Source organism: Mesorhizobium sp. WSM4844, assembly GCF_055811775.1.
This window is the reverse complement of the sequence record NZ_JBVVQB010000070.1, coordinates 1-19,924: the sequence shown is the minus strand read 5'-3', so window position 1 is coordinate 19,924 and position 19,924 is coordinate 1. Positions and strand designations below refer to the sequence as shown.

Genomic DNA, 19,924 nt, shown 5'->3' with positions numbered 1-19,924 from the left:
CGCGTTAGCGGCGTCACCGCCACGGCAATGTCCTAGAACCGGTTGAAATAGAATTGGTTGCATCGAAACAAGGGCCGAAAGTTTATTTTCGCACCAAGACCTGCAGACGAACCACCTCCCTCCCGCCGGGAGTTGATCGACGGAAGGATTCAGGCTTTTTCGTGATCTGGGCTTGAGCTTACGGCATATTTTGCCGGTGTTGTGATCATGTTTCGAAACAGGCGTTAATCGTTTGCCGCGACGCAATCGATGCGGATCACGAACAGCGTCGCCGGTCGCGTAGGCTCCAGGCGCTGTGACAGAGCGTCCGGCCCAAGCAACAGCGTGTCGCGCGGCCCGATGCGGACAGGCGCCGCGCCGGCCACCGTGATCTCGCCGTCAAAACACAGGATGAGGGTCGCATCGGCGGCCGACTGGATGTCCGTTGGGGCTGAAATCACCAGGCGATCGACGGCATGGCTCATCCGTCCGCGCCGCGTCATGACGTTGAGATCGGTGATCGGACCGGCGATCAGCGCCGCTTGAGTCGGCACATCGGCCGGAAACGAAAGCGGGGCGGATGTTTTGGTCAGCGTAGTCGTCGGGCCGCCGGCGATATCGAGGACAATCCCCTCACCTTCCAGCACGGCCAAGCTTCGGTCCACTCCGGCAAACTCGGAGAATGGCCCGCCGCTTTCGACGCGCGCCATGGAGACGCGCCAGTCGAAATCGTCGGGCGCAGCACCTGTGGGCGAGACGGCGATTTCCGTCGTCATTCCGCCGCCGTTCTTCCACGGCATGGACCGGTATTCGGCTGCCCGCAGGATGCGCAAGGCGCGGTTCAGCCGAGGATGCCTGGCAGGTTGAGCTGGTGCTCCCTGGCGCAGTCGATGGCGAGGTCATAGCCGGCATCGGCGTGGCGCATGACGCCGGTTGCGGGGTCGTTCCACAGCACCCGCTCCAGGCGTTTGGCCGCTTCGCGTGTGCCGTCGGCGACGATGACCATGCCGGCATGTTGCGAAAAGCCCATGCCGACGCCACCACCATGATGCAGCGATACCCAGGTTGCGCCGGACGCGGTGTTGAGCAGCGCATTGAGCAGCGGCCAGTCGGACACGGCGTCGGAGCCGTCCTTCATCGATTCCGTCTCGCGGTTGGGCGAGGCGACCGAGCCTGAGTCGAGATGATCGCGGCCGATGACCACCGGCGCCTTGAGCTCGCCTTTCGCCACCATCTCGTTGAAGGCGAGGCCAAGCCGGTGGCGGTCGCCGAGACCGACCCAGCAGATGCGCGCCGGCAGACCCTGGAAGGCGATGCGCTCACGCGCCATGTCGAGCCAGTTGTGCAGGTGGGTGTTGCCGGGCGTCAGCTCGCGCACCTTGGCGTCGGTCTTGTAGACGTCCTCGGGATCGCCGGAGAGGGCTGCCCAGCGAAACGGACCGATGCCGCGACAAAACAGCGGCCGGATGTAGGCCGGCACGAAACCCGGGAAGGCAAAGGCGTTGTCGAGCCCTTCCTCCTTCGCCACCTGGCGGATGTTGTTGCCATAATCGAGCGTCGGCACGCCGGCGTTCCAGAACGCCACCATCGCCTCGACATGTTCGCGCATCGACGCGCGCGCCGCCTTTTCGACCGCCTTTGGGTCGCTGGTGCGCTTCTCGCGCCATTCGGCAAGCGACCAGCCCTTGGGCAGATAACCGTTGAGCGGATCATGCGCCGACGTCTGGTCGGTGACCAGGTCGGGGCGCACGCCACGTCGCACCAGTTCCGGCACGACGTCTGCGGTGTTGCCGACCAGGCCAACCGATTTCGCCTCGCCGGCCCGGGTCCAGCGCTCGATCCTTTCCAGCGCCTCGTCGAGCGTGTCGGCGCGTTCGTCGACATAGCGGGTGCGCAGCCGGAAATCGATGCGGTCGGGATCGCATTCGATCGCCAGGCAGCAGGCGCCGGCCATGACCGCGGCCAACGGCTGGGCGCCGCCCATGCCGCCGAGGCCGCCGGTCAGGAGCCATTTGCCCCTGAGGTTGCCGTCGTAATGCTGGCGGCCAGCCTCGACGAAGGTCTCGTAGGTGCCCTGCACGATGCCTTGGGTGCCGATGTAGATCCACGAGCCGGCCGTCATCTGGCCGTACATCATCAGGCCCTTCTTATCGAGCTCGTTGAATTTCTCCCATGTCGCCCAGTGCGGCACGAGGTTGGAATTGGCGATCAGCACGCGCGGCGCATCGGTGTGGGTACGAAACACGCCGACCGGCTTGCCCGACTGCACCAGCAGCGTCTCGTCGTCTCCAAGCGTCTTCAGAGAGGCGACGATGCGATCAAAGTCGTTCCAGGTGCGCGCCGCGCGGCCGATGCCGCCATAGACGACCAGTTCGTTGGGATTTTCGGCGACGTCGGGATCGAGATTGTTCATCAGCATGCGCAACGGCGCTTCAGTCAGCCATGTGCGGGCATTGAGCTCGCTGCCGCGTGGGCTGCGGACTTCGCGGATGTTGTGGCGAGGATCGGTCATGGCGTCACTTTTCCTTTCGAATGAGCTGCGCGGCGATGCGTCAGCGCCCGGTCCAGGCAATCGCGCTTTCCAGGATCCGCTTCAGCGTGGCGCGGATCGGCGCGGCGAATGCCGGGTCGTAAAGCACCGGCCAATTGTCGGGCGTGCCTTTGCCCTCGGGCTCGCGCATATAGCCGCGGTTGGACAGTTCCATCTGCAGCGCATGAACGCCGTTTTGCGGCTGGCCGAAATGGCGCGTGATCCAGCCGCCTTTGAAGCGGCCGTTGACGACAAAACTCTCGCCGGTCTCGGCGAGGATCTGGCCGACCATTGCCTGCAAGCCCGGATCGGCGCTTTTGCCGTCATTGGTGCCGAGGTTGAACACCGGCAGAGTGCCTTCGAACAGCCGCGGCAGCATCGAGCGGATCGAATGGCAGTCATAGAGGACGATCTTCCGGTGCACGGCGCGCAGCCTGTCGATCTCGGCCTGCATGGCGGCATGGTAAGGCACAAAGTACTTTTCGCGGCGCTCGTCGACCTCCGAGGCATCAGGCTCTTCCCCGACACGATAGAGCGGATCGCCGTCGAAGGTCTCGGTCGGGCACAGGCCGGTGGTTGCCTGGCCGGGATAGAGTGAGACGCCGGAGGGATCGCGATTGACGTCGATGACGGTGCGCGAGATCGCGGTATGCACCACCGTCGCGCCGAGGTCTTCGGCAAACTCATACAGCTTGTCGATCCACCAGTCGGCGTCGCGGCGGCCGAGCCAAGGCGACACCAGCCGGTTCTCGAGGCCGGCGAGATCGATGCCGGTGTGCGGGATCGAGACCAGCAGGGGGGCGGTGCCGCGCTTTACAGTGAGCCAGGAGGGCGCGTTCATGAATGGTCTCCCTGCGCTGGCGCTTTGCGGCGACCTATAGAGGCGCACATCCTCACGACGCGATTCCCGGCAGCGCCACCGCGCCCGCTGCCTTCGCGACAGCGCCGCTGCGCACCATGGCGATGGCTTTTTCCATGTCGGGGTGGAAATGCCGGTCATTGTCGAGATGCGGCACTTCGGCCCTGATCAGTCTGCGCACCGCTTCGAGCGGCGCACTCGATGCCAGCGGCGCATGGAAATCGCAGCCCTGCGTGGCGGCCAGCAATTCGATGCCGATGACGGCCGTCGCATTCTCGATCATGCCGATCAGCCGGCGCGCGCCATGTGCCGCCATCGAGACGTGGTCTTCCTGATTGGCCGAGGTCGGGATCGAATCGACACTGGCCGGATAGGCCTTTTGCTTGTTTTCCGAGACGAGTGCCGCCGCCGTCACTTGCGGGATCATGAAGCCGGAATTCAAGCCGGGCTTCGGGGTCAGGAAGGCCGGCATGCCCGACAGCGCCGGGTCGACCAGCATGGCGATGCGCCGTTCCGACAGCGAGCCGATCTCGCAGACGGCGAGCGCGATCATGTCGGCGGCGAAGGCGACTGGCTCGGCGTGGAAATTGCCACCGGAAAGTGCTGTGTCGTCCTCGGCGAAGATCAGCGGATTGTCGGTGACGCCGTTGGCCTCGGTGCCCAGCGTGCCGGCGGCCTGGCGCAGCACGCTGAGCGCTGCACCCATCACCTGCGGCTGGCAGCGCAAGCAGTACGGGTCCTGCACGCGTTCGTCTCCGACCCGGTGCGATTCACGGATGGCACTGCCGGCCATCAGGTTGCGCAGCGCCTCTGCCGTCTCGATCTGGCCAGGATGCCTCCTGAGCAGGTGGATCCGCGGATCGAAGGGGGCGTCGGAACCCTTGGCGGCATCGGTCGAGAGCGCACCGGCGACCAGCGCCGACTGGTAGAGCACTTCGGCGTCGAACAAGGCGGCCAACGCATAGGCGGTCGAAAACTGTGTGCCGTTGAGCAGCGCCAACCCTTCCTTGGCGCCAAGCGTGACCGGCTCCAGCCCGTGCGAGACAAAGGCGACCTTGGCCGGGAACCGGCCATGCGGGGTAAAACATTCGCCGACGCCGATCATCACCGCCGTCATGTGCGACAGTGGCGCAAGGTCGCCGGATGCGCCGACCGAGCCTTGCGCCGGCACCACCGGAATGACGTCGTTGGCGAGCATCGCTTCGAGCAGCTCAATGGTCTGCGGCCGCACGCCGGAGGCGCCCTGCGCCAGGCTGGCCAGCTTCAGTGCCATCATCAGCCGGCAAACAGCGACCGGGATCGGTTCGCCGACGCCGGCGGCATGCGACAGCACGATGTTGCGTTGCAGCGTCTCGAGATCGGCGGCGGGGATACGGACGCTGGCCAATTTGCCGAAACCGGTGTTGATGCCATAGACCGGCTCACCCTTGGCGACGATGCGGGCGACGGCCTCGGCGCTGGCCTTGATCTTTGGCCAGCAGGCCGCGTCCAGCTTCGGCATGGCGCCACGATAGATTTCGCGCCAGTCGGCCAGCGTCGTGTTGCCCGGCTTGAGTCTGAGTTCACTCATTGTCCCCTCCAGATGCGGGCATGCAGCGGGTTGAAACCCATGCGGTAGACGAGCTCGGCCGGGCGCTCGATGTCCCAGATCGCCAGGTCGGCCGATTTTCCAGCCTCCAGCGTGCCGGTTCTTCCGAGCAGTCCGAGCGCACGGGCGGCCTCGCGGGTGACACCGGCAAGGCATTCGTCAACAGTCAGACCAAACAAAGTCGCCGCCATGTTCATGGTCAGCAGCAGCGAAGTCAGCGGCGAGGTGCCGGGATTGCAGTCGGTGGCGACCGCCATTTTGACGCCGTGCTGGCGAAACAGGCCGATCGGCGGCTTCTTGGTCTCACGGATGAAATAGTAGGCGCCGGGCAGGATCGTCGCCACGGTTCCGGCCCTCGCCATCGCCGCTGCACCCGCCTCGTCAGTGTATTCGAGATGGTCGGCCGACAGGGCGCCATAGCGCGCCGCAAGTTCTGCGCCGTGCAGATTGGACAATTGGTCGGCGTGGAGTTTTACCGGCAGGCCTGCTGCTTTCGCTGCGTCGAACACGCGAGAAATCTGCTCGGGCGAAAAGGCGATGCCTTCGCAAAAACCATCGACCGCGTCGGCCAGGCCCTCGGCGGTGACGGCCGGCAAAATCTCGTTTGCGACCAGATCGATAAAAGCGTCCTTGTCGCCTTTCGCTTCAGGCGGCAGGGCATGCGCACCGAGGAAGCTCGTTGCTACCGTTACTGGACGGTTTTCGCCCAGGAGCCGCGCGGCGCGCAGCGATTTCTTCTCGTTTTCGAGATCGAGCCCGTAGCCCGACTTGACCTCGATGGTGGTGAGGCCTTCAGCGATCAGCGCGTCGAGGCGCGGCAGCGACTGCGCAACCAATTCCTGCTGGCTGGCAGCGCGCAGCGCCTTGACCGACGAGACGATGCCGCCGCCGGCCCTGGTGACCTCTTCATAGGTGGCGCCGGCCAGCCGCATCTCGAATTCGTTGGCGCGATTGCCGGCGTGGATCAGATGAGTATGGCAGTCGATCAGGCCGGGTGTGATCCAGCGGCCTTCGCAATCGACAATCTCGACGTTCTGGCTGAACGCTGCCGGCATGTCGGTTTCCGGGCCGGCATAGACGATCAGGCCATCGCGCGCGGCGATCGCGCCGTCTTCGACGATACCCAGTCCGGCGGCGCTGTCGGCCATGGTCGCCAGTCGCGCATTGCGCCAGAGGCGGATCTCCCCTGCCCGGCTTTTGCTCTCTCCAGCCATCATCTTTTCCGTTTCAATCGGCCGCGGTTATGTATATACATATTGAAACGCACTGCAAGTGGTATCATTGCACGGGACACTGGGAATCGGAGAGAAAAACGTGACGGCGATCTTTGCGGAACAGGCGCTTCTGCCCGACGGCTGGCATTCCAATGCCCGGATCGTCGTCAGTGATGGCCACATCGCCACGGTCGAGCCGGACACCGCATCCCAGCCCGGCGACGAACGCCATGCGATACTGCTGCCAGGCATGCCGAACCTGCACAGCCACGCCTTCCAGCGCGGCATGGCCGGTCTAGCCGAGCTGCGCGGCCCTTCAGCCGACAGTTTCTGGAGCTGGCGCGAGGTGATGTATCGCTTCGCGCTGTCGATGACGCCGGATCAGGTCGAGGCGGTCGCCGCGCAGCTCTATGTCGAGATGCTGGAGGCTGGGTTCTCACGCGTCGGCGAGTTTCACTATCTGCATCACGACCGCGACGGCCAGCCCTACGCCAACGTCGCCGAAATGGCCGACCGCATCACCGCCGCGGCTGCCGACACCGGCATCGGGCTGACGCTGCTGCCGGTCTTCTATGCACATTCCTCTTTCGGCGGCGCAGCGCCGAATGAAGGCCAGCGGCGATTCATCAACGATATGAATCGGTTTTCGCGGCTTGTTGAGAAATGTCACGAAACCGTTCGCACCTTGAATCACGCGGTCGTCGGCATCGCCCCGCATAGTCTGCGCGCCGTGACACCGGAGCAGTTGGAAAACATCGCGACAATGGTACCGGGCGGACCGATCCACATCCACATCGCCGAGCAAGTGAAGGAGGTCGAGGACTGCCTTGCCTGGTCCGGGGCGCGGCCGGTCGAATGGCTGCTCGCCAATGCCAGGGTCGATAGTCGCTGGTGCCTGATCCACGCCACCCACATGACCGAGACCGAGACGGCGGCCATGGCGAAAAGCGGGGCAATCGCCGGCCTCTGCCCGATCACCGAGGCCAATCTCGGCGACGGCACCTTTGCAGCACCTTTGTTCAAACAGCATGGCGGCCGCTTCGGCGTCGGCTCCGACTCCAACGTGCTGATCGGCCTGCCGGACGAATTGCGGCAGCTCGAATATTCGCAGCGTCTCGCCCACCGTGCCCGCAACCTGCTGGCGGTCGCCGGCGGTTCGACCGGGCGCGCACTGTTCGATGCCGCGCTCGACGGCGGCAGCGCAGCGCTCGGCGCAAGCCCCTCGCGGATCGCCGCTGGCGCCCCAGCCGATTTCATCTCGCTCGATGGCAAGCACCCGTCGCTTGCCGGCAAGACGGGCGATGCAGTGCTCGACACCTGGATCTTCGCCAACGGTTCCAAGGTCGATTGTGTCTGGGTGCATGGCAAGAAACTGGTCAGCAGTGGCAGGCACGCAAGGCGCGATTTTATTGCCGAGCGTTTTCGCAAGGTGATGACGGCGCTTTCGGCATGAGCATGATCCAGACAATGGATGCGGACGGCGGCGAGCCCCTCTCGCTGCATCAACGCATCCTGTCCGACATCAGCGAACGAATCCTGTCCGGCGCCTGGGCGCCCGGCCACCGCATCCCGTTCGAGCACGAACTGACGGCCGAGTACAAATGTTCGCGCATGACGGTGAACAAGGCGCTGTCGCAGCTTGCCAAGGCCGGGCTGATAGAGCGCCGCCGCCGCTCTGGCAGCTTTGTCCGGCGGCCGCAGTCGCAGGCCGCGGTGTTGGAAATCCATGACATCAGGATCGAGGTCGAGGCGCTCGGCCTGCCCTATCGCTACGAGCGTGTGGCGCGACATAAAAGGCGCAGCAGCGCCGAGGATCGCGCCTTGCTGGAACTCGACTCCAACGGGCCGGTGCTGGCGCTGGAATGCCGGCATTTCGCCGGCAAGCGGCCGTTCGCCCACGAACAGCGGCTGATCAACCTGGCCGCTGTGGCCGAGGCCGCCAACGAGGAGTTTTTTGCCGTCGCGCCTGGGCCGTGGCTGATCGCCCGCGTGCCATGGAGTGCCGCCGAGCACCGCATCCGCGCCGTAGCCGCCGACAGACACATTGCGGCCGCACTCGAAATCGAGGCCGGCGCCCCCTGCCTGGTGGTCGAGCGACGGACATGGAGCGCCGAGCACCCGGTCACCCAAGTCCGTTTCACCTATGCGGCCGAGAGCCACACGCTGGTCGCGCGGTTCACGCCGTCGCAGGGGTAATTTTTGCGATATTGAAGATTGGCGAACCCCGGCGTGACATCCAATCTCCCCCACGTGGGGGAGATCGGCAGCTTCACGGCATCTCAAATCGCTGCGGTAATAATAATCTCGACCAGATACTCCGGCCCGGCAAGCTTGGCCTCGCCGGTGGCGCGGGCCGGGGTATGGCCCTGTGGCACCCACTTGTCCCATTCCGCGTTCATCTCGGCAAAGGTGCTCATGTCGGCCAGCCAGATGATCGCCTGCAGGATCTTGGTCTTGTCGGTGCCGGCCTTGGCCAGCAATTCGTCGATGGCCGCCAGGATGTCCCTGGTCTGGGTGCCGACGTTTCCGCCCGGTTCGCCGACCTGACCAGCCAGATAGACGGTGTTGCCGTGGATGACGATCTGGCTCATGCGTGGGCCAACATCGATGCGACGAATGCTCATTGGACGTTTCCTTCCTTTGTGGGTCGCGCCTCTTTAGAGTCGCGGTTCGCTGGGGGCAAGGTTGCATGAGCGAATCCTCTTGAGCCAGCAGGCGTGGGGCGAAAATAGGCACACGCAAATTGCTCCGGTCGCCGCAATTCCGCCGGATTGACTTGTTGACTAATGTAATAACATCACATATCCACCGCCGCTGCCGTACTAGTGGTGTCCCACGGATCGTCACATGACCAAAACCTGCCTGACATTCCGCGACCTGACGCTGGGCTACAACAGCCATCCGGCGATTCATCATCTCGATGGCACGATCCGCCGCGGGTCGCTGACTGCCGTCGTCGGCGCCAATGGATCGGGCAAGTCGACCCTGATGAAGGGTATCGTCGGCGTGTTGAAGCCGATGGCCGGCACCGTTGTCCGGGCGCCCGGCGTGCGCGCCGCCTATCTGCCGCAACAGTCGGAACTCGACCGCTCCTTTCCCGCCCGGGTCGTTGATCTGGTTTCGCTCGGCCTGTGGCCACGGCGCGGGCTGCTCGGCCGCTACACCAGGGAAGATCGCGATTCGGTCAGCCAGGCGCTGATGGCCGTCGGCCTCGGCGGCTTCGAGAAGCGCCCGATCGACACGCTGTCGGGCGGCCAGCTGCAGCGCACGCTTTTCGCCCGCGTGCTGCTGCAGGACGCCGATCTCATCCTGCTCGACGAACCGTTCAACGCCGTCGACACCAAGACCGTCGGCGACCTGATCGCGCTGATCAAGCGCTGGCATGGCGAGGAACGCACGATCCTGGTTGTCGTCCACGATCTGGAACTGGTGCGCCAGAATTTTCCCGAGACGCTGCTGCTGGCGCGCCAGCCAATCGCCTGGGGCGAAACCAGGGAAACGCTGCGGCCGGAAAACCTGTTGCGCGCGCGCCGCTTCCACGAAGCCTGGGAGGAGAACGCGCCCTGGTGCGAGCCCGACAAGCAGGGTGATCACGGTCACGGCCCCGGGCACGACCCTGGGCACAACCATGCGCACGACCATCATCACGGCCCCGGGCCGCGGGCAGCATGATGGACATGCTCTACGGTCTTCTCGTCGCTCCGTTCGCCGAATTCGCCTTCATGCAGCGGGCGCTTGCCGGCTCGCTGATGCTGTCGCTCGGCGCCTGCCCGGTCGGCGTGTTCCTGATGCTGCGGCGCATGAGCCTTTCCGGCGACGCCATGGCCCACGCCATCCTGCCGGGTGCTGCCGCCGGGTTCCTGTTTTATGGGCTGGAAATCCTGCCGATGACCATCGGCGGGCTGATTGCCGGCATCATCGTCGCGCTCGGCGCCGGCGCCGTCTCGCGCTTCACCATCCAGCGCGAGGACGCTTCGATGGCGGCCTTCTACCTGATTTCGCTGGCGATCGGCGTGCTGATGGTGTCGATCCGCGGCTCCAGCGTCGATCTCATGCACGTGCTGTTCGGCACCGTGCTTGCGCTCAACAATGAAGCGCTGACGCTGATCGGCGGCATCGTGCTGGTCACGCTGGTCAGCCTCGCCATCTTCTGGCGGGCGCTCGTCGCCGAATGTCTCGACCCGCTGTTCCTGCGTTCGGTCAGCCGGCTGGGCAGCCCGGTGCATTTCATCTTCCTCGGCCTCGTCGTGCTCAACCTGGTCGGCGGCTTCCAGGCGCTCGGCACGCTGCTATCGGTCGGGCTGATGATGCTGCCGGCGGCTGCCGCCCGCTTCTGGACCATGCGCGTCGAGCCGATGTGCGTGCTGGCGGTGCTGATCGGCTTTGCCTCTTGCGTCGCCGGGCTGCTTTTGTCCTACCACGTGTCGCTGCCTTCCGGCCCGGCCATCATCCTGTCGGCCGGCGTGGTCTATTTTGCCTCGATCCTGTTCGGCACGCGCGGCATCCTGCGCGCCCGCATTATCCATCACCGCCACAGAACCGCCTGATCCCAAAGGAGTGCTGTCCATGCTGAAATCGATCCGCGCCGCCCTGGCAGTGGGCGTTATGACATTGTCAGCCTTTGGCGCGTCGTCGGCCCTCGCGGAGCCGTTGAAAGTGGTCGCCAGCTTCACGATCATTGCCGATTTCGCCAAAAATGTCGGCGGCGACCGGATCAATCTGACCACCATCGTCGGGCCGGATGGCGATGCCCATGTCTACGAGCCGAGCCCGGCTGACGCGGTGGCGATGGCGGGTGCGGATGTGGTGCTGGTCAACGGCCTGCATTTCGAAGGCTTCTTGCAGCGCCTGGTCGACGCCAGCGCCACCAAGGCGACGATCGCCGTTTTGACCAAGGGCGTCACGCCGATCAACTTCAAATCCGAATTCGCCGATGCCGACGCCGCTGAAGGCGAAGATACCGATCCGCATGCCTTCCAGTCGATCGCCAACGCCAAGATCTATGTGAAGAACATCGCCGATGCCTTCTGCACCGCCGACGCTGGGGGTTGCGACAGCTACAAGGCCAATGCCGCCGCCTATGCAAAGAAACTCGACGCGCTTGAGGGCGAAGTGCAGACGGCGATCCAGTCGATCCCGAAGGAGAAACGCGTCCTCATCAGCTCGCATGACGCCTTCGGCTATTTCGAGAAGGCCTATGGCCTCACCTTCCTGGCGCCCGAAGGGGTATCGACCGAGTCGGAGCCGTCCGCTGCCGACGTCGCCAAGCTGGTCAGCCAGGTGAAGCAGGACAAGGCGGCGGCGGTCTTCGTCGAGAACATCGCCAACGCGCGGCTGATCGAGCAGATCGCCAGCGAGACCGGGGTCAAGGTGGGCGGTACGCTCTATTCAGACGCGCTGTCGCAGCCCGACGGTCCGGCCTCGACCTATATCGACCTGATGCACAACAACATCGCCCAGATCAAAGGCGCGATCCTCGGAAGCTGATGCCTTCCTAGCCAGCCGGGCCGCGTCGGCTCGGTTGGATTCTCCGTCGAAAATAACTATCTGCGCAGTGGGATTTCATTCTGCGCGGATTGCCGATCTCGTCGGGGAGTCTTAAGACTGCGGCCAAACCAGTTTTGCGAGGAAACATGGAATATCGTCAGATCACCGAGGACTATTCGGTCTCCGGCCAGATCCAGCCCGAAGAAGTCGCCGCCATCAAGGCCGCCGGCTTCAAGAGCGTCATCTGCAACCGGCCTGATGACGAGCAGCCCGGCCAGCCTTCGGCGGACACCGTCAAAGCGGCAGTCGAAGCCGCCGGGCTTACCTTTCGCTACATCCCGGTCATCAGCGGCCAGATCACCGCCCAAAATGTCGAGGACCAGGCTGAGGCGCTCGATGAGCTCGAAGGCCCGGTGTTCGCCTATTGCCGTTCCGGCGCACGCTGCACCAACCTTTTTGGGCTGATCCAGCAGTCGAAGGGCTAAATCGGCAGCGCGCCGGTTTCCTTCAGCGTTTCCAGCACGATCGCCGTCTTCACATGCTGCACGGATTCGTGCGGCAGGAGCACGCCGTTGACGAATTCCGACAGCGATTTCAGGTCGGGCGTCACCACTTTCAGGATGTAATCCATCTCGCCGGTCAGCGCGTGCGCCTCCTGCACCTGCGGCAACCGCGCCACCAACTCGCCGAAGCGCCGCGCGTTGTCGCGGTTGTGGGTGGCGAGCGTCACCGAGATGACGTTGACCAGTGAGAAGCCGAGCTTGTCGCGGTCGAGCACCGCGCGATAGCCCCTGATATAGCCGTCCTCCTCCAGCCTCTGGCGGCGACGCGAACATTGCGACGCCGACAGGTTCACCCGTTCCGACAAATCGTTGTTGGTCAGCCGTGCGTCGCCCTGCAAGAGAGCCATTATCTTGCGGTCAAACTGGTCTATGCGCGCCTCATCCATGATTTTTTCATCCACCATGCACAATTCCCGCATGATCTATTCGTTTAAAGCGTTTGAATGCAAGCACCATGCGCCTGCTCCGCGCTATATTAGCGTCAAAATGGCCCTTTGCGGCCAAGCAGCTTTAGGAGGACAACACCATGGGTCCCTTCCCGCACGATGCACCGCCCGCAACGATCAGCAAGGCCAATCCAGCCGGCACCGACGGCTTCGAATTCGTCGAGTTCGCGCATCCCGAACCGGAAAAGCTCGCCGACCTTTTTACCCGCATGGGCTATGTACCGGTAGCCAAGCACCGCACCAAGAACATCACCGTCTGGCGGCAGGGCGACATCAACTATGTCGTCAATGCCGAACCCGGCTCGCATGCGATGAAATTCGTCGACAAGCACGGCCCCTGCGCTTCCTCGATGGCCTGGCGGGTGGTCGATGCCAAGCACGCGTTCGACCATGCTGTCGCCAAGGGCGCCACACCCTATGAAGGCGTCGACAGGGCGCTCAATGTGCCGGCGATATCAGGCATTGGCGGCTCGCTGCTTTATTTCATCGAGGTCTACGGCGACAAAGGCTCGGCCTACGAAGCCGAATTCGATTGGCTGGGCGAGCCCGACCCGAAGCCGGAAGGCGTCGGCTTCTATTATCTCGACCACCTCACCCACAATGTCTATCGCGGCAATATGGACAAATGGTGGGATTTCTATCGTGACCTGTTCGGCTTCAAGCAGATCCATTTCTTCGACATCGACGGCAAGATCACCGGCCTGGTCAGCCGCGCCATCACCTCGCCCTGCGGCAAGATCCGCATCCCGCTCAACGAGTCCAAGGACGAGACCAGCCAGATCGCCGAATATCTGAAGAAGTACAATGGCGAAGGCATCCAGCACGTCGCCGTCGGCACGGACGAGATCTACGGCGCCACCGACAGGCTGGCAGCCAATGGGCTGAAGTTCATGCCCGGTCCGCCGGAAACCTATTACGAGATGTCTCATGCCCGCGTGCACGGCCATGACGAGCCGATCGAGCGGATGAAAAAGCACGGCATCCTGATCGACGGCGAAGGCGTGGTTGACGGCGGCACGACCAAGATCCTGTTGCAGATCTTCTCGAAAACCGTAATCGGGCCGATCTTCTTCGAATTCATCCAGAGGAAGGGCGACGAGGGTTTTGGCGAGGGCAATTTCCGCGCGCTGTTCGAATCGATCGAGCAGGACCAGATCAAGCGCGGGGTGCTGAAGGTGCAGGCGGCGGAGTGAGGTGCGCCTTCAAATTCCTTGCGGTTCGATCAATTATGACCTAAATTCTGGTCATAAGAGGTCTGACCATGAATGTTCCGATGGCAAAAGCGAAGGCCCAACTCTCAGAGTTGGTGAAACGTGCGCAGGCCGGTGAAGAGATCCATCTGACGCGGCATGGCGAGGTTGTGGCAACCTTGAGCGCTCCCGCCCGGGCTGGCGGGAGCAAGGGCCTTTTTGGAGCCCTGAAAGGCCAAATTCGGATATCGGATGATTTTGATGAACTCGGTCCCGAATGGGACGAGTACATTAAATGAGCCACCAATATCTGGTGGATACTCATATTCTGCTTTGGGTACTGAACGCAGACTCGCGCCTTTCGGACCACCATCGCGACATCTTTCTTGCGGGCGAGGATGTGGTCGTCAGCGCCGTCTCGGTAGCAGAGATCGCCATCAAGAAATCGCTCGGCAAAGTCACGCTCACAGGCAACATAGTGGAAATCTTGCGATCGAACGGCATTCCGATCCTCAGTGTGAATGAACTACACGCGGCGAGGCTTGAGCATTTGCCGCTCCATCACCGCGATCCTTTCGACCGTCTGCTCATCGCACAGGCTCAAATTGAAGGCCTGACGTTGGTCACTGCGGATCGGCATTTTTCAGCCTATGACGTTGCGTTGGTCTGATCACAGATTCAGCCGCTCGACCTCCGCCTACCTCAACTTCAAATCATAGTTGAGCAAAAACTCATCGAGTTGCGGCGGCTTTACCGAGGTGCCGGACATCATCGCATGCACCTGGCCGCGATGATGGATCCCATGGATGAAGAGATGGGCGAGCAGATCGCCGATGCCCTCCGGTATTTTCCGTCCGCCGAAGTTTGCTTGGTGAGGCCGGCGGCCTTGCGCAGAATGTCGTTGATGCGGCTCTGCCAGCCGGGACCGCCGGCGCGAAAGCGAGCGACCACATCACTGTCGAGGCGCAGCGTCACCCGCTTCTTCGGATTGTCGAGCGCCGGCCGCCCGCGCGAACGGCAAATGCTTTCGGCAAGGTCCGGAAAAACGTCAGCGAATGGACGAGCGTTTTTGAAATCCTCCTCGGTCCATTCGGGGTTGTCCGAAACGGCGTCCCATTTTTCCTTGCTGTAGCCGCGCCCCCAGGTTCGAATTTTGTCTGCAGCTTGGGTTTTGTCATCGGACAACCATCTTTCAGCCGGGCCCCAATATCTTGACGTAGGAAAAACTCGTCATCCAGCGCGGCAATAATTAAGTCAGAATTTTCGTAACCACAATTAATTGCCGCCATCAATCGCCAGCCGCTCGACCTCCGCTTTCCTCAGTTGCAGATCATAGTCGAGGAAGAACTCGTCGAGCTGCGGCGGCTTTACCGAGGTGCCGGACAGCATCGCGTGCACCTGGCCGCGATGATGGATGTCGTGAATGAAGAGGTGGGCGAGCAGGTTGCCGATGCGCTCCGGTATTTTTCCGTCCTCGCGCCGGTCGGTGATGACGCGGCGATCGAGATCAGCCGCCGACAAATGATCGCAAAAAGCGATCAGCCGCCGGTCGGCCGCAACTTGTGCGGCAAACAGCGCTTGTGGTTCATCGAACGGCACGAAATCATCATGGGCCGCGGCGCCAACGCCGCCCTCTTCGAGAAAATCGAGATAGAGATGATTGACCGCCAGGATGTGGTTGAGCGTCGCCTTGAGCGACGGAAAGAAGCTGGTTCGCTCCGCTTCGAATTCACCTGGCTCAAGCTGCAGCACGGCACGGTAGAGCCGGTCGTTCGACCAGAGATTGTTGCGCGCCATGCGGTTGAAATGATCCAGCAGGTTCATCGTTTCAGACGTCCTCCCAGTGCAATCTTACCTGATGTATTTCTCGACCTTCTGCTCAATCGCACCAAAAATCGAATGTCCGATCCGGTCCTTCATCTCGATCCGCACCGTGTCGCCAAGGCGCAGGAACGGGGTCGTCGGCTCGCCGGCTGCGATCGTCTCGATCATGCGCAACTCGGCAATGCAGGAATAGCCGGCGCCGCCCGCCGAGACGGGCTTGCCAGGGCCGCCGTCGAGCTTGTTGGAGACCGTGCCCGAACCGATGATGGTGCCGGCGGCCAGCGGCCGGGTTTTCGCGGCATGCACAATCAGCGCCGGAAAATCGAAGGTCATGTCCACGCCGGCGTTGGCGCGGCCGAACGGCTTGCCGTTGAGGTCGACCAGCAGCGGCAGGTTGACCTTGCCGCCATCCCAGGCCTCGCCAAGTTCGTCCGGCGTCACCGCGACGGGCGAAAACGCCGAGGACGGCTTTGATTGGAAGAAGCCGAAGCCCTTGGCAAGCTCCGGCGCGGTGAGGGAGCGCAGCGTGACGTCATTGACCAGCATGACCAGCCGGATCGCGGCTCTTGCCGCATCGAGGCTTGCGCCTATCGGCACATCGTCGACGACGACAGCGACTTCCCCTTCCATGTCGACACCAAGAGCCTCGTCGACCGTGCGGATCGGATCACGCGGCGCGATGAAACCGTCCGAACCACCCTGGTAGATCAGCGGATCGGTCCAGAAGCTTGCCGGCATCTCGGCGCCGCGCGCCTTCCGCACCAGTTCGACATGATTCACATAGGCAGAGCCATCGGCCCACTGGTAGGCGCGCGGCAACGGCGAATGGGCATCATGCTCGTGAAAGCGCGCTGACGGCACCGCATTGTTCTCCAGCGATTCCGCTATTGTCGCCAGATGCGGCGCGATCCGGTTCCAGTCGTCGAGCGCCGACTGCAGCGTCGGCACCAGAAACGAGGCATCGGTGAACCGCGTCAGGTCGCGCGAGACGACGACCAGCTTTCCGTCGCGCGTCCCGTCCTTCAATGTGGCAAGCTTCATGCGGTTTCCTCTCCTGATGCGGCTTTGGTGCCGCTTTGAATTTTGTTCTTATGATCTCTTCCGAAAACCGGTTCTCACTTTTCGCTAACGCGGTCCTTCGGTTCGGGATCATGCTCCAGTCCCACAACAAGGCCGTCGCGGGCGATCGTCAAGTCTCCGGCCCATGTTTTCCTGACGGCGGCGATCCAGTCGGCCTCGCCGATCTCGGGATCATCGGCCGGGATGAGGTGGTTGAGCACCAGTCTTTTGGCTCCTGCGTCACTGGCGATGCGCCCCGCCTCCTCAGCAAAACTATGGCTGGCGAGCAGATGCTCCCTCAGCCGCGCGCCATTGCCGGTTTTCGCGACGAGCCGCTCGATGCCGTCTTCCAGCATGGCTTCATGGACGAGAATGTCGGCGCCTTTGGCGAAATCCGCCAATGGCGGAAAGAACGCCGTATCGGCGGAAAACACCACGCTCTGTCCGGCATGCTCGAAGCGCAGCGCAAAGCAGTCGGTCACCGGCGGATGGTCGACGCGCAGTGCCAAAACCTTCAGGCCGCGCTCCTCCATCACCCGGCCTTCGCCGAACTCGATGATCGAAACCAAATCTGCGATATCCGGCCGGCCTTCGTCGACTATGCGTATCTCGATGTCGAATTCCATCGCCTGGCAAAAGCGCTGCCAATAATGGCCGGTGCCGGGCGGGCCGAACACGGTGACGGGTGTCGCCAGACCCGCCGTCCAGGCGGTGTGGATCAGCGGACCGAGTTCCAGCACATGGTCGGAATGCAGATGCGTGATGAAGACCAGGTCGAGCGACTTCAGGCTGATGCCGGTCTCGGCCAGCCCGCGCGTCACGCCAAGCCCGCAATCCATGACGATGGTACGTCCGCCGAATTTCAGCAGCGACGAACTCGGCCACGGACCGCCCGGCCGGAGCGCCGGGCCGCCCTTCGAGCCCAGCAGCACCAGCCGATCCCGCATTGGATCAGCGACGCTCAAGACCAGTCGCCCTCGGGCGTGCCGTTGAAGCGCTTCTTCAGATCGGCCCAGCAGTCGATGTAATTGTCCTGCCGGGTTTCAACCTCGGCGGCGTAGCGGGTCAGCATCTGTGGGAATCGCGTCTCGAACATGAAGGCCATGGTGTTGTCGAGCTTGACCGGTTTCAGCTCGGCGCGCGAGGCCTTTTCGAAGCCAGACGCGTCAGGCCCGTGGGCCAGCATCAGATTGTGCAGGCTGATGCCACCGGGAACGAAACCCTCTTCCTTGGCGTCGTACTGGCCGTGGATCAGGCCCATGAACTCGCTCATGATGTTGCGGTGATACCAGGGCGGGCGAAACGTGTTTTCGGCCACCAGCCAGCGCGGCGGGAAGATGACGAAGTCGACGTTGGCGGTGCCCTCTTCGCCGCTCGGCGCGGTCAGCACCGTGAAGATCGACGGATCGGGATGGTCGAACAGGATCGCGCCGACCGGCGAAAACGTTGCAAGATCATATTTGTAGGGCGAGTAGTTGCCGTGCCACGCCACCACATCCAGCGGCGAATGATCGAGTTCGGTGACATGAAACTGGCCGCACCATTTCACGATCAGCCGGCACGGCGTCTCCTTGTCCTCGAACCAGGCGCAAGGTGTCTTGAAATCGCGCGGATTGGCCAGGCAATTGGCGCCGATCGGGCCACGATCCGGCAGCGTCAGCTTGGCGCCGTAGTTCTCGCAGACATAGCCGCGCACTGTTTCATCGACCAGTTCGACCTTGAACACGAGGCCGCGCGGCAGCACGGCGATCTCGCCCGGTCGCAGTTCGATGACGCCCATCTCGGTGACGAAGCGCAGCGCCCCCACTTGCGGCACGATAAGCAACTCGCCGTCGGCGTTGAAGAAATGGTCGTCGGCCATCGATCGGTTGGCGACATAGACATGGGCGGCCATGCCGGTCTGGCCGAGCACGTCGCCGGCGGTGGTGATCGAGCGCATGCCGGCAATGAAGTCGGTCGGTTCCTTCGGCATCGGCATCGGGTTCCAGCGGTACTGGCCAAGCGCCAGTTCGTGATCGCCGACATTCGGCGCGCTTTTCCACAGCGGATAATTCGCCGCCTTGAAGCGGCCGGTGTGCCTGACGCTCGGCCTGATGCGATAAAGCCAGGAACGCTCATTGGTGCCACGCGGCGCGGTGAAGGGCGAGCCCGAAAGCTGCTCGGCATAAAGGCCGTAGGCCGGCCGCTGCGGCGAATTCCTCCCTTGCGGCAGCGAACCGGGCAAAGTCTCGGTTTCGAAGTCGTTGCCGAACCCCGGCATGTAGGAAAAGGCCATGGCATCCTCCCTGGATTGACCAAATTGGTTTCGTTTGTAACCATTGAAAATGTAACTATCAATCGTGATGGAGCAGACCATGGAGGCTGACACCCTCGAACTCGAAAGCTTCCTGCCCTACCGGCTCTATCGCCTTGCCGATGCTGTCAGCCGCGAATTTTCCAGGGTTTACAAGGACCGCCACGGCCTGACGCGGCCCGAATGGCGCACGCTGGCCGGGCTCGGGCAGCACGGCACGATGACGGCAACAGCGCTCGGCGAACAGTCGGCCATGCACAAGACCAAGGTTTCGCGCGCCGTCGCCGAGCTCGAACGACGCCGCTGGCTGACGCGAAAACCTGATGAAAAAGACCGCCGTGTCGAGCATCTGACGCTGACCAACGCGGGCCTTGCCGCCTATCGCGAGATGGTGCCGTTGGCAAAAGCGTTCGAGCGGGACTTGCTGGGTAGGCTGACCGCGAGCGAGCGAGCGGCGGTCACGGAAGGGATGGCGGCACTTAAGGGGGCATTGGATAGATCAACGACGCAGCTATGAAACTGCTACGCAGCGATCATTCCCACCCCTCCAACGTTTCCGGAACGGCACCCGGCCAACATCTCACCAATCCATCACCACCTTTCCGGAATTGCCGCTCTTCATCGCATCGAACCCGGTCTGGAAGTCGTCCACGCCGATGCGGTGGGTGATCAGGCCACTGACATCGAGCGGACCCTGCACCAGCGCGATCATCTTGTACCAGGTTTCGAACATTTCGCGGCCGTAGATGCCCTTGAGATGCAGCATCTTGAAGATGACCTTGTTCCAGTCGATCTCGAAGCCGGTCGGCGCGATACCCAGAATGGCGATCTTGCCGCCATTGTTCATGGTGTCGATCATGTCGCGGAAGGCGGGTGCGGCACCCGACATTTC

General features: G+C 62.9%; 22 protein-coding genes and 2 pseudogenes. 10 read left to right on the top strand and 14 right to left on the bottom strand.

All coding sequences use genetic code 11. From position 1 onward, the window contains the following. Positions 1 to 224: 224 nt before the first annotated feature. The 5 genes from AC0L2A_RS32180 to hutI are packed head-to-tail and all read right to left on the bottom strand — an operon-like array spanning position 225 to position 6,170. The gene (locus AC0L2A_RS32180; protein WP_473612242.1) at positions 225 to 812 is read right to left on the bottom strand and encodes a HutD/Ves family protein; all 588 of its coding nucleotides are present in this window, start codon (positions 810 to 812) and stop codon (positions 225 to 227) included. Between the two features lie 8 nt (positions 813 to 820). Further along, the gene (gene hutU, locus AC0L2A_RS32175; protein WP_473612240.1) at positions 821 to 2,491 is read right to left on the bottom strand and encodes a urocanate hydratase; all 1,671 of its coding nucleotides are present in this window, start codon (positions 2,489 to 2,491) and stop codon (positions 821 to 823) included. A gap of 40 nt (positions 2,492 to 2,531) precedes the next feature. Further along, positions 2,532 to 3,350 carry an N-formylglutamate deformylase gene (gene hutG, locus AC0L2A_RS32170; protein WP_473612239.1) on the bottom strand — a complete coding sequence of 273 codons (819 nt, stop codon included), beginning with the start codon at positions 3,348 to 3,350 and terminating at the stop codon, positions 2,532 to 2,534. 52 nt (positions 3,351 to 3,402) lie between these two features. Beyond that, entirely contained in the window at positions 3,403 to 4,938 is a 1,536-nt protein-coding gene (gene hutH / locus AC0L2A_RS32165) for a histidine ammonia-lyase (RefSeq protein WP_473612238.1), read from the bottom strand. After that, complete coding sequence (gene hutI, locus AC0L2A_RS32160; RefSeq protein WP_473612236.1) at positions 4,935 to 6,170, bottom strand: imidazolonepropionase; 1,236 nt, start codon at positions 6,168 to 6,170, stop codon at positions 4,935 to 4,937. Before hutI ends, hutH begins: the two co-directional genes overlap by 4 nt. A gap of 100 nt (positions 6,171 to 6,270) precedes the next feature. Here hutI and AC0L2A_RS32155 point away from each other — a divergent pair, with 100 nt between their 5' ends. Together AC0L2A_RS32155 and hutC are read left to right on the top strand one after the other, a co-directional pair. Then, positions 6,271 to 7,623: a formimidoylglutamate deiminase gene (locus tag AC0L2A_RS32155; RefSeq protein WP_473612235.1), complete on the top strand. Its 1,353-nt coding sequence runs from the start codon at positions 6,271 to 6,273 to the stop codon at positions 7,621 to 7,623. Continuing rightward, positions 7,620 to 8,366 carry a histidine utilization repressor gene (gene hutC, locus AC0L2A_RS32150; RefSeq protein ID WP_236387005.1) on the top strand — a complete coding sequence of 249 codons (747 nt, stop codon included), beginning with the start codon at positions 7,620 to 7,622 and terminating at the stop codon, positions 8,364 to 8,366. The genes AC0L2A_RS32155 and hutC overlap by 4 nt, the downstream gene beginning before the upstream one ends. An 83-nt stretch (positions 8,367 to 8,449) precedes the next feature. Here hutC and AC0L2A_RS32145 read toward each other — a convergent pair whose 3' ends face one another. After that, positions 8,450 to 8,794 (bottom strand): RidA family protein, encoded by a 345-nt coding sequence (locus AC0L2A_RS32145; protein ID WP_027153903.1) that lies wholly within the window; start codon positions 8,792 to 8,794, stop codon positions 8,450 to 8,452. 223 nt (positions 8,795 to 9,017) lie between these two features. On the opposite strand from AC0L2A_RS32145, the gene aztA reads away from it, so the two are divergent. The 4 genes from aztA (at position 9,018) to AC0L2A_RS32125 (ending at position 12,142) form a co-directional block, all read left to right on the top strand. Beyond that, positions 9,018 to 9,842, top strand: coding sequence for a zinc ABC transporter ATP-binding protein AztA (gene aztA, locus AC0L2A_RS32140; protein WP_473612233.1), 825 nt, complete (start codon positions 9,018 to 9,020; stop codon positions 9,840 to 9,842). Beyond that, positions 9,842 to 10,717: a zinc ABC transporter permease AztB gene (aztB, locus tag AC0L2A_RS32135; protein ID WP_473612247.1), complete on the top strand. Its 876-nt coding sequence runs from the start codon at positions 9,842 to 9,844 to the stop codon at positions 10,715 to 10,717. Before aztA ends, aztB begins: the two co-directional genes overlap by 1 nt. A 19-nt stretch (positions 10,718 to 10,736) precedes the next feature. Further along, complete coding sequence (gene aztC / locus AC0L2A_RS32130; protein WP_473612232.1) at positions 10,737 to 11,657, top strand: zinc ABC transporter substrate-binding protein AztC; 921 nt, start codon at positions 10,737 to 10,739, stop codon at positions 11,655 to 11,657. A gap of 146 nt (positions 11,658 to 11,803) precedes the next feature. Then, entirely contained in the window at positions 11,804 to 12,142 is a 339-nt protein-coding gene (locus AC0L2A_RS32125; protein ID WP_128176911.1) for a protein tyrosine phosphatase family protein, read from the top strand. On the opposite strand, the gene AC0L2A_RS32120 is transcribed toward AC0L2A_RS32125, so the two are convergent. Then, positions 12,139 to 12,606, bottom strand: coding sequence for an Lrp/AsnC family transcriptional regulator (locus tag AC0L2A_RS32120; RefSeq protein WP_023803215.1), 468 nt, complete (start codon positions 12,604 to 12,606; stop codon positions 12,139 to 12,141). The two genes, AC0L2A_RS32125 and AC0L2A_RS32120, sit on opposite strands and share 4 nt — an antisense overlap. Positions 12,607 to 12,746: 140 nt before the next feature. Between AC0L2A_RS32120 and hppD the strand changes: the two genes are divergently transcribed. The 3 genes from hppD to AC0L2A_RS32105 all read left to right on the top strand — a co-directional run bounded on the left by hppD (position 12,747) and on the right by AC0L2A_RS32105 (position 14,526). Continuing rightward, positions 12,747 to 13,859 (top strand): 4-hydroxyphenylpyruvate dioxygenase, encoded by a 1,113-nt coding sequence (gene hppD, locus AC0L2A_RS32115; RefSeq protein ID WP_473612230.1) that lies wholly within the window; start codon positions 12,747 to 12,749, stop codon positions 13,857 to 13,859. A 68-nt stretch (positions 13,860 to 13,927) separates the two neighbouring features. Further along, the gene (locus AC0L2A_RS32110; protein WP_091600557.1) at positions 13,928 to 14,155 is read left to right on the top strand and encodes a type II toxin-antitoxin system Phd/YefM family antitoxin; all 228 of its coding nucleotides are present in this window, start codon (positions 13,928 to 13,930) and stop codon (positions 14,153 to 14,155) included. Further along, the gene (locus tag AC0L2A_RS32105) at positions 14,152 to 14,526 is read left to right on the top strand and encodes a type II toxin-antitoxin system VapC family toxin (protein ID WP_095485688.1); all 375 of its coding nucleotides are present in this window, start codon (positions 14,152 to 14,154) and stop codon (positions 14,524 to 14,526) included. The genes AC0L2A_RS32110 and AC0L2A_RS32105 overlap by 4 nt, the downstream gene beginning before the upstream one ends. Positions 14,527 to 14,553: 27 nt before the next feature. Here AC0L2A_RS32105 and AC0L2A_RS32100 read toward each other — a convergent pair. The 6 genes and pseudogenes from AC0L2A_RS32100 to hmgA all read right to left on the bottom strand — a co-directional run. Continuing rightward, positions 14,554 to 14,703: pseudogene (locus AC0L2A_RS32100) on the bottom strand (DinB family protein); the annotation flags it as partial. A gap of 26 nt (positions 14,704 to 14,729) precedes the next feature. Next, a pseudogene (locus tag AC0L2A_RS32095) lies at positions 14,730 to 15,008 on the bottom strand (BrnA antitoxin family protein); the annotation flags it as partial. Positions 15,009 to 15,131: 123 nt separating this feature from the next. Beyond that, positions 15,132 to 15,680, bottom strand: coding sequence for a DinB family protein (locus AC0L2A_RS32090; RefSeq protein ID WP_473612229.1), 549 nt, complete (start codon positions 15,678 to 15,680; stop codon positions 15,132 to 15,134). Positions 15,681 to 15,707: 27 nt separating this feature from the next. Beyond that, the gene (locus AC0L2A_RS32085; protein WP_473612228.1) at positions 15,708 to 16,721 is read right to left on the bottom strand and encodes a fumarylacetoacetate hydrolase family protein; all 1,014 of its coding nucleotides are present in this window, start codon (positions 16,719 to 16,721) and stop codon (positions 15,708 to 15,710) included. 74 nt (positions 16,722 to 16,795) lie between these two features. Beyond that, positions 16,796 to 17,686 (bottom strand): MBL fold metallo-hydrolase, encoded by an 891-nt coding sequence (locus AC0L2A_RS32080; RefSeq protein WP_473612246.1) that lies wholly within the window; start codon positions 17,684 to 17,686, stop codon positions 16,796 to 16,798. A 14-nt stretch (positions 17,687 to 17,700) separates the two neighbouring features. Beyond that, positions 17,701 to 19,014, bottom strand: coding sequence for a homogentisate 1,2-dioxygenase (gene hmgA, locus AC0L2A_RS32075; protein ID WP_473612226.1), 1,314 nt, complete (start codon positions 19,012 to 19,014; stop codon positions 17,701 to 17,703). 79 nt (positions 19,015 to 19,093) lie between these two features. On the opposite strand from hmgA, the gene AC0L2A_RS32070 reads away from it, so the two are divergent. Then, on the top strand, positions 19,094 to 19,549 hold the full coding sequence (locus AC0L2A_RS32070) for a MarR family winged helix-turn-helix transcriptional regulator (protein ID WP_473612225.1): 456 nt from the start codon (positions 19,094 to 19,096) through the stop codon (positions 19,547 to 19,549). Positions 19,550 to 19,612: 63 nt separating this feature from the next. On the opposite strand, the gene AC0L2A_RS32065 is transcribed toward AC0L2A_RS32070, so the two are convergent. Further along, positions 19,613 to 19,924, bottom strand: a 312-nt coding sequence (locus AC0L2A_RS32065) for a zinc-binding dehydrogenase (RefSeq protein ID WP_473612223.1), incomplete at its 5' end; no start/stop codon positions are given.

Bases quoted from the DNA above. Each gene is read 5' to 3' on its own strand.
- hutU (WP_473612240.1), bottom strand. From the start codon at position 2,491: ATGACCGATCCTCGCCACAACATCCGCGAAGTCCGCAGCCCACGCGGC.
- hutG (WP_473612239.1), bottom strand. From the start codon at position 3,350: ATGAACGCGCCCTCCTGGCTCACTGTAAAGCGCGGCACCGCCCCCCTG.
- hutH (WP_473612238.1), bottom strand. From the start codon at position 4,938: ATGAGTGAACTCAGACTCAAGCCGGGCAACACGACGCTGGCCGACTGG.
- hutI (WP_473612236.1), bottom strand. From the start codon at position 6,170: ATGGCTGGAGAGAGCAAAAGCCGGGCAGGGGAGATCCGCCTCTGGCGC.
- hutC (WP_236387005.1), top strand. From the start codon at position 7,620: ATGAGCATGATCCAGACAATGGATGCGGACGGCGGCGAGCCCCTCTCG.
- AC0L2A_RS32145 (WP_027153903.1), bottom strand. From the start codon at position 8,794: ATGAGCATTCGTCGCATCGATGTTGGCCCACGCATGAGCCAGATCGTC.
- aztA (WP_473612233.1), top strand. From the start codon at position 9,018: ATGACCAAAACCTGCCTGACATTCCGCGACCTGACGCTGGGCTACAAC.
- aztB (WP_473612247.1), top strand. From the start codon at position 9,842: ATGGACATGCTCTACGGTCTTCTCGTCGCTCCGTTCGCCGAATTCGCC.
- aztC (WP_473612232.1), top strand. From the start codon at position 10,737: ATGCTGAAATCGATCCGCGCCGCCCTGGCAGTGGGCGTTATGACATTG.
- AC0L2A_RS32125 (WP_128176911.1), top strand. From the start codon at position 11,804: ATGGAATATCGTCAGATCACCGAGGACTATTCGGTCTCCGGCCAGATC.
- AC0L2A_RS32120 (WP_023803215.1), bottom strand. From the start codon at position 12,606: ATGGATGAGGCGCGCATAGACCAGTTTGACCGCAAGATAATGGCTCTC.
- hppD (WP_473612230.1), top strand. From the start codon at position 12,747: ATGGGTCCCTTCCCGCACGATGCACCGCCCGCAACGATCAGCAAGGCC.
- AC0L2A_RS32110 (WP_091600557.1), top strand. From the start codon at position 13,928: ATGAATGTTCCGATGGCAAAAGCGAAGGCCCAACTCTCAGAGTTGGTG.
- AC0L2A_RS32105 (WP_095485688.1), top strand. From the start codon at position 14,152: ATGAGCCACCAATATCTGGTGGATACTCATATTCTGCTTTGGGTACTG.
- AC0L2A_RS32090 (WP_473612229.1), bottom strand. From the start codon at position 15,680: ATGAACCTGCTGGATCATTTCAACCGCATGGCGCGCAACAATCTCTGG.
- AC0L2A_RS32085 (WP_473612228.1), bottom strand. From the start codon at position 16,721: ATGAAGCTTGCCACATTGAAGGACGGGACGCGCGACGGAAAGCTGGTC.
- AC0L2A_RS32080 (WP_473612246.1), bottom strand. From the start codon at position 17,686: ATGCGGGATCGGCTGGTGCTGCTGGGCTCGAAGGGCGGCCCGGCGCTC.
- hmgA (WP_473612226.1), bottom strand. From the start codon at position 19,014: ATGGCCTTTTCCTACATGCCGGGGTTCGGCAACGACTTCGAAACCGAG.
- AC0L2A_RS32070 (WP_473612225.1), top strand. From the start codon at position 19,094: ATGGAGGCTGACACCCTCGAACTCGAAAGCTTCCTGCCCTACCGGCTC.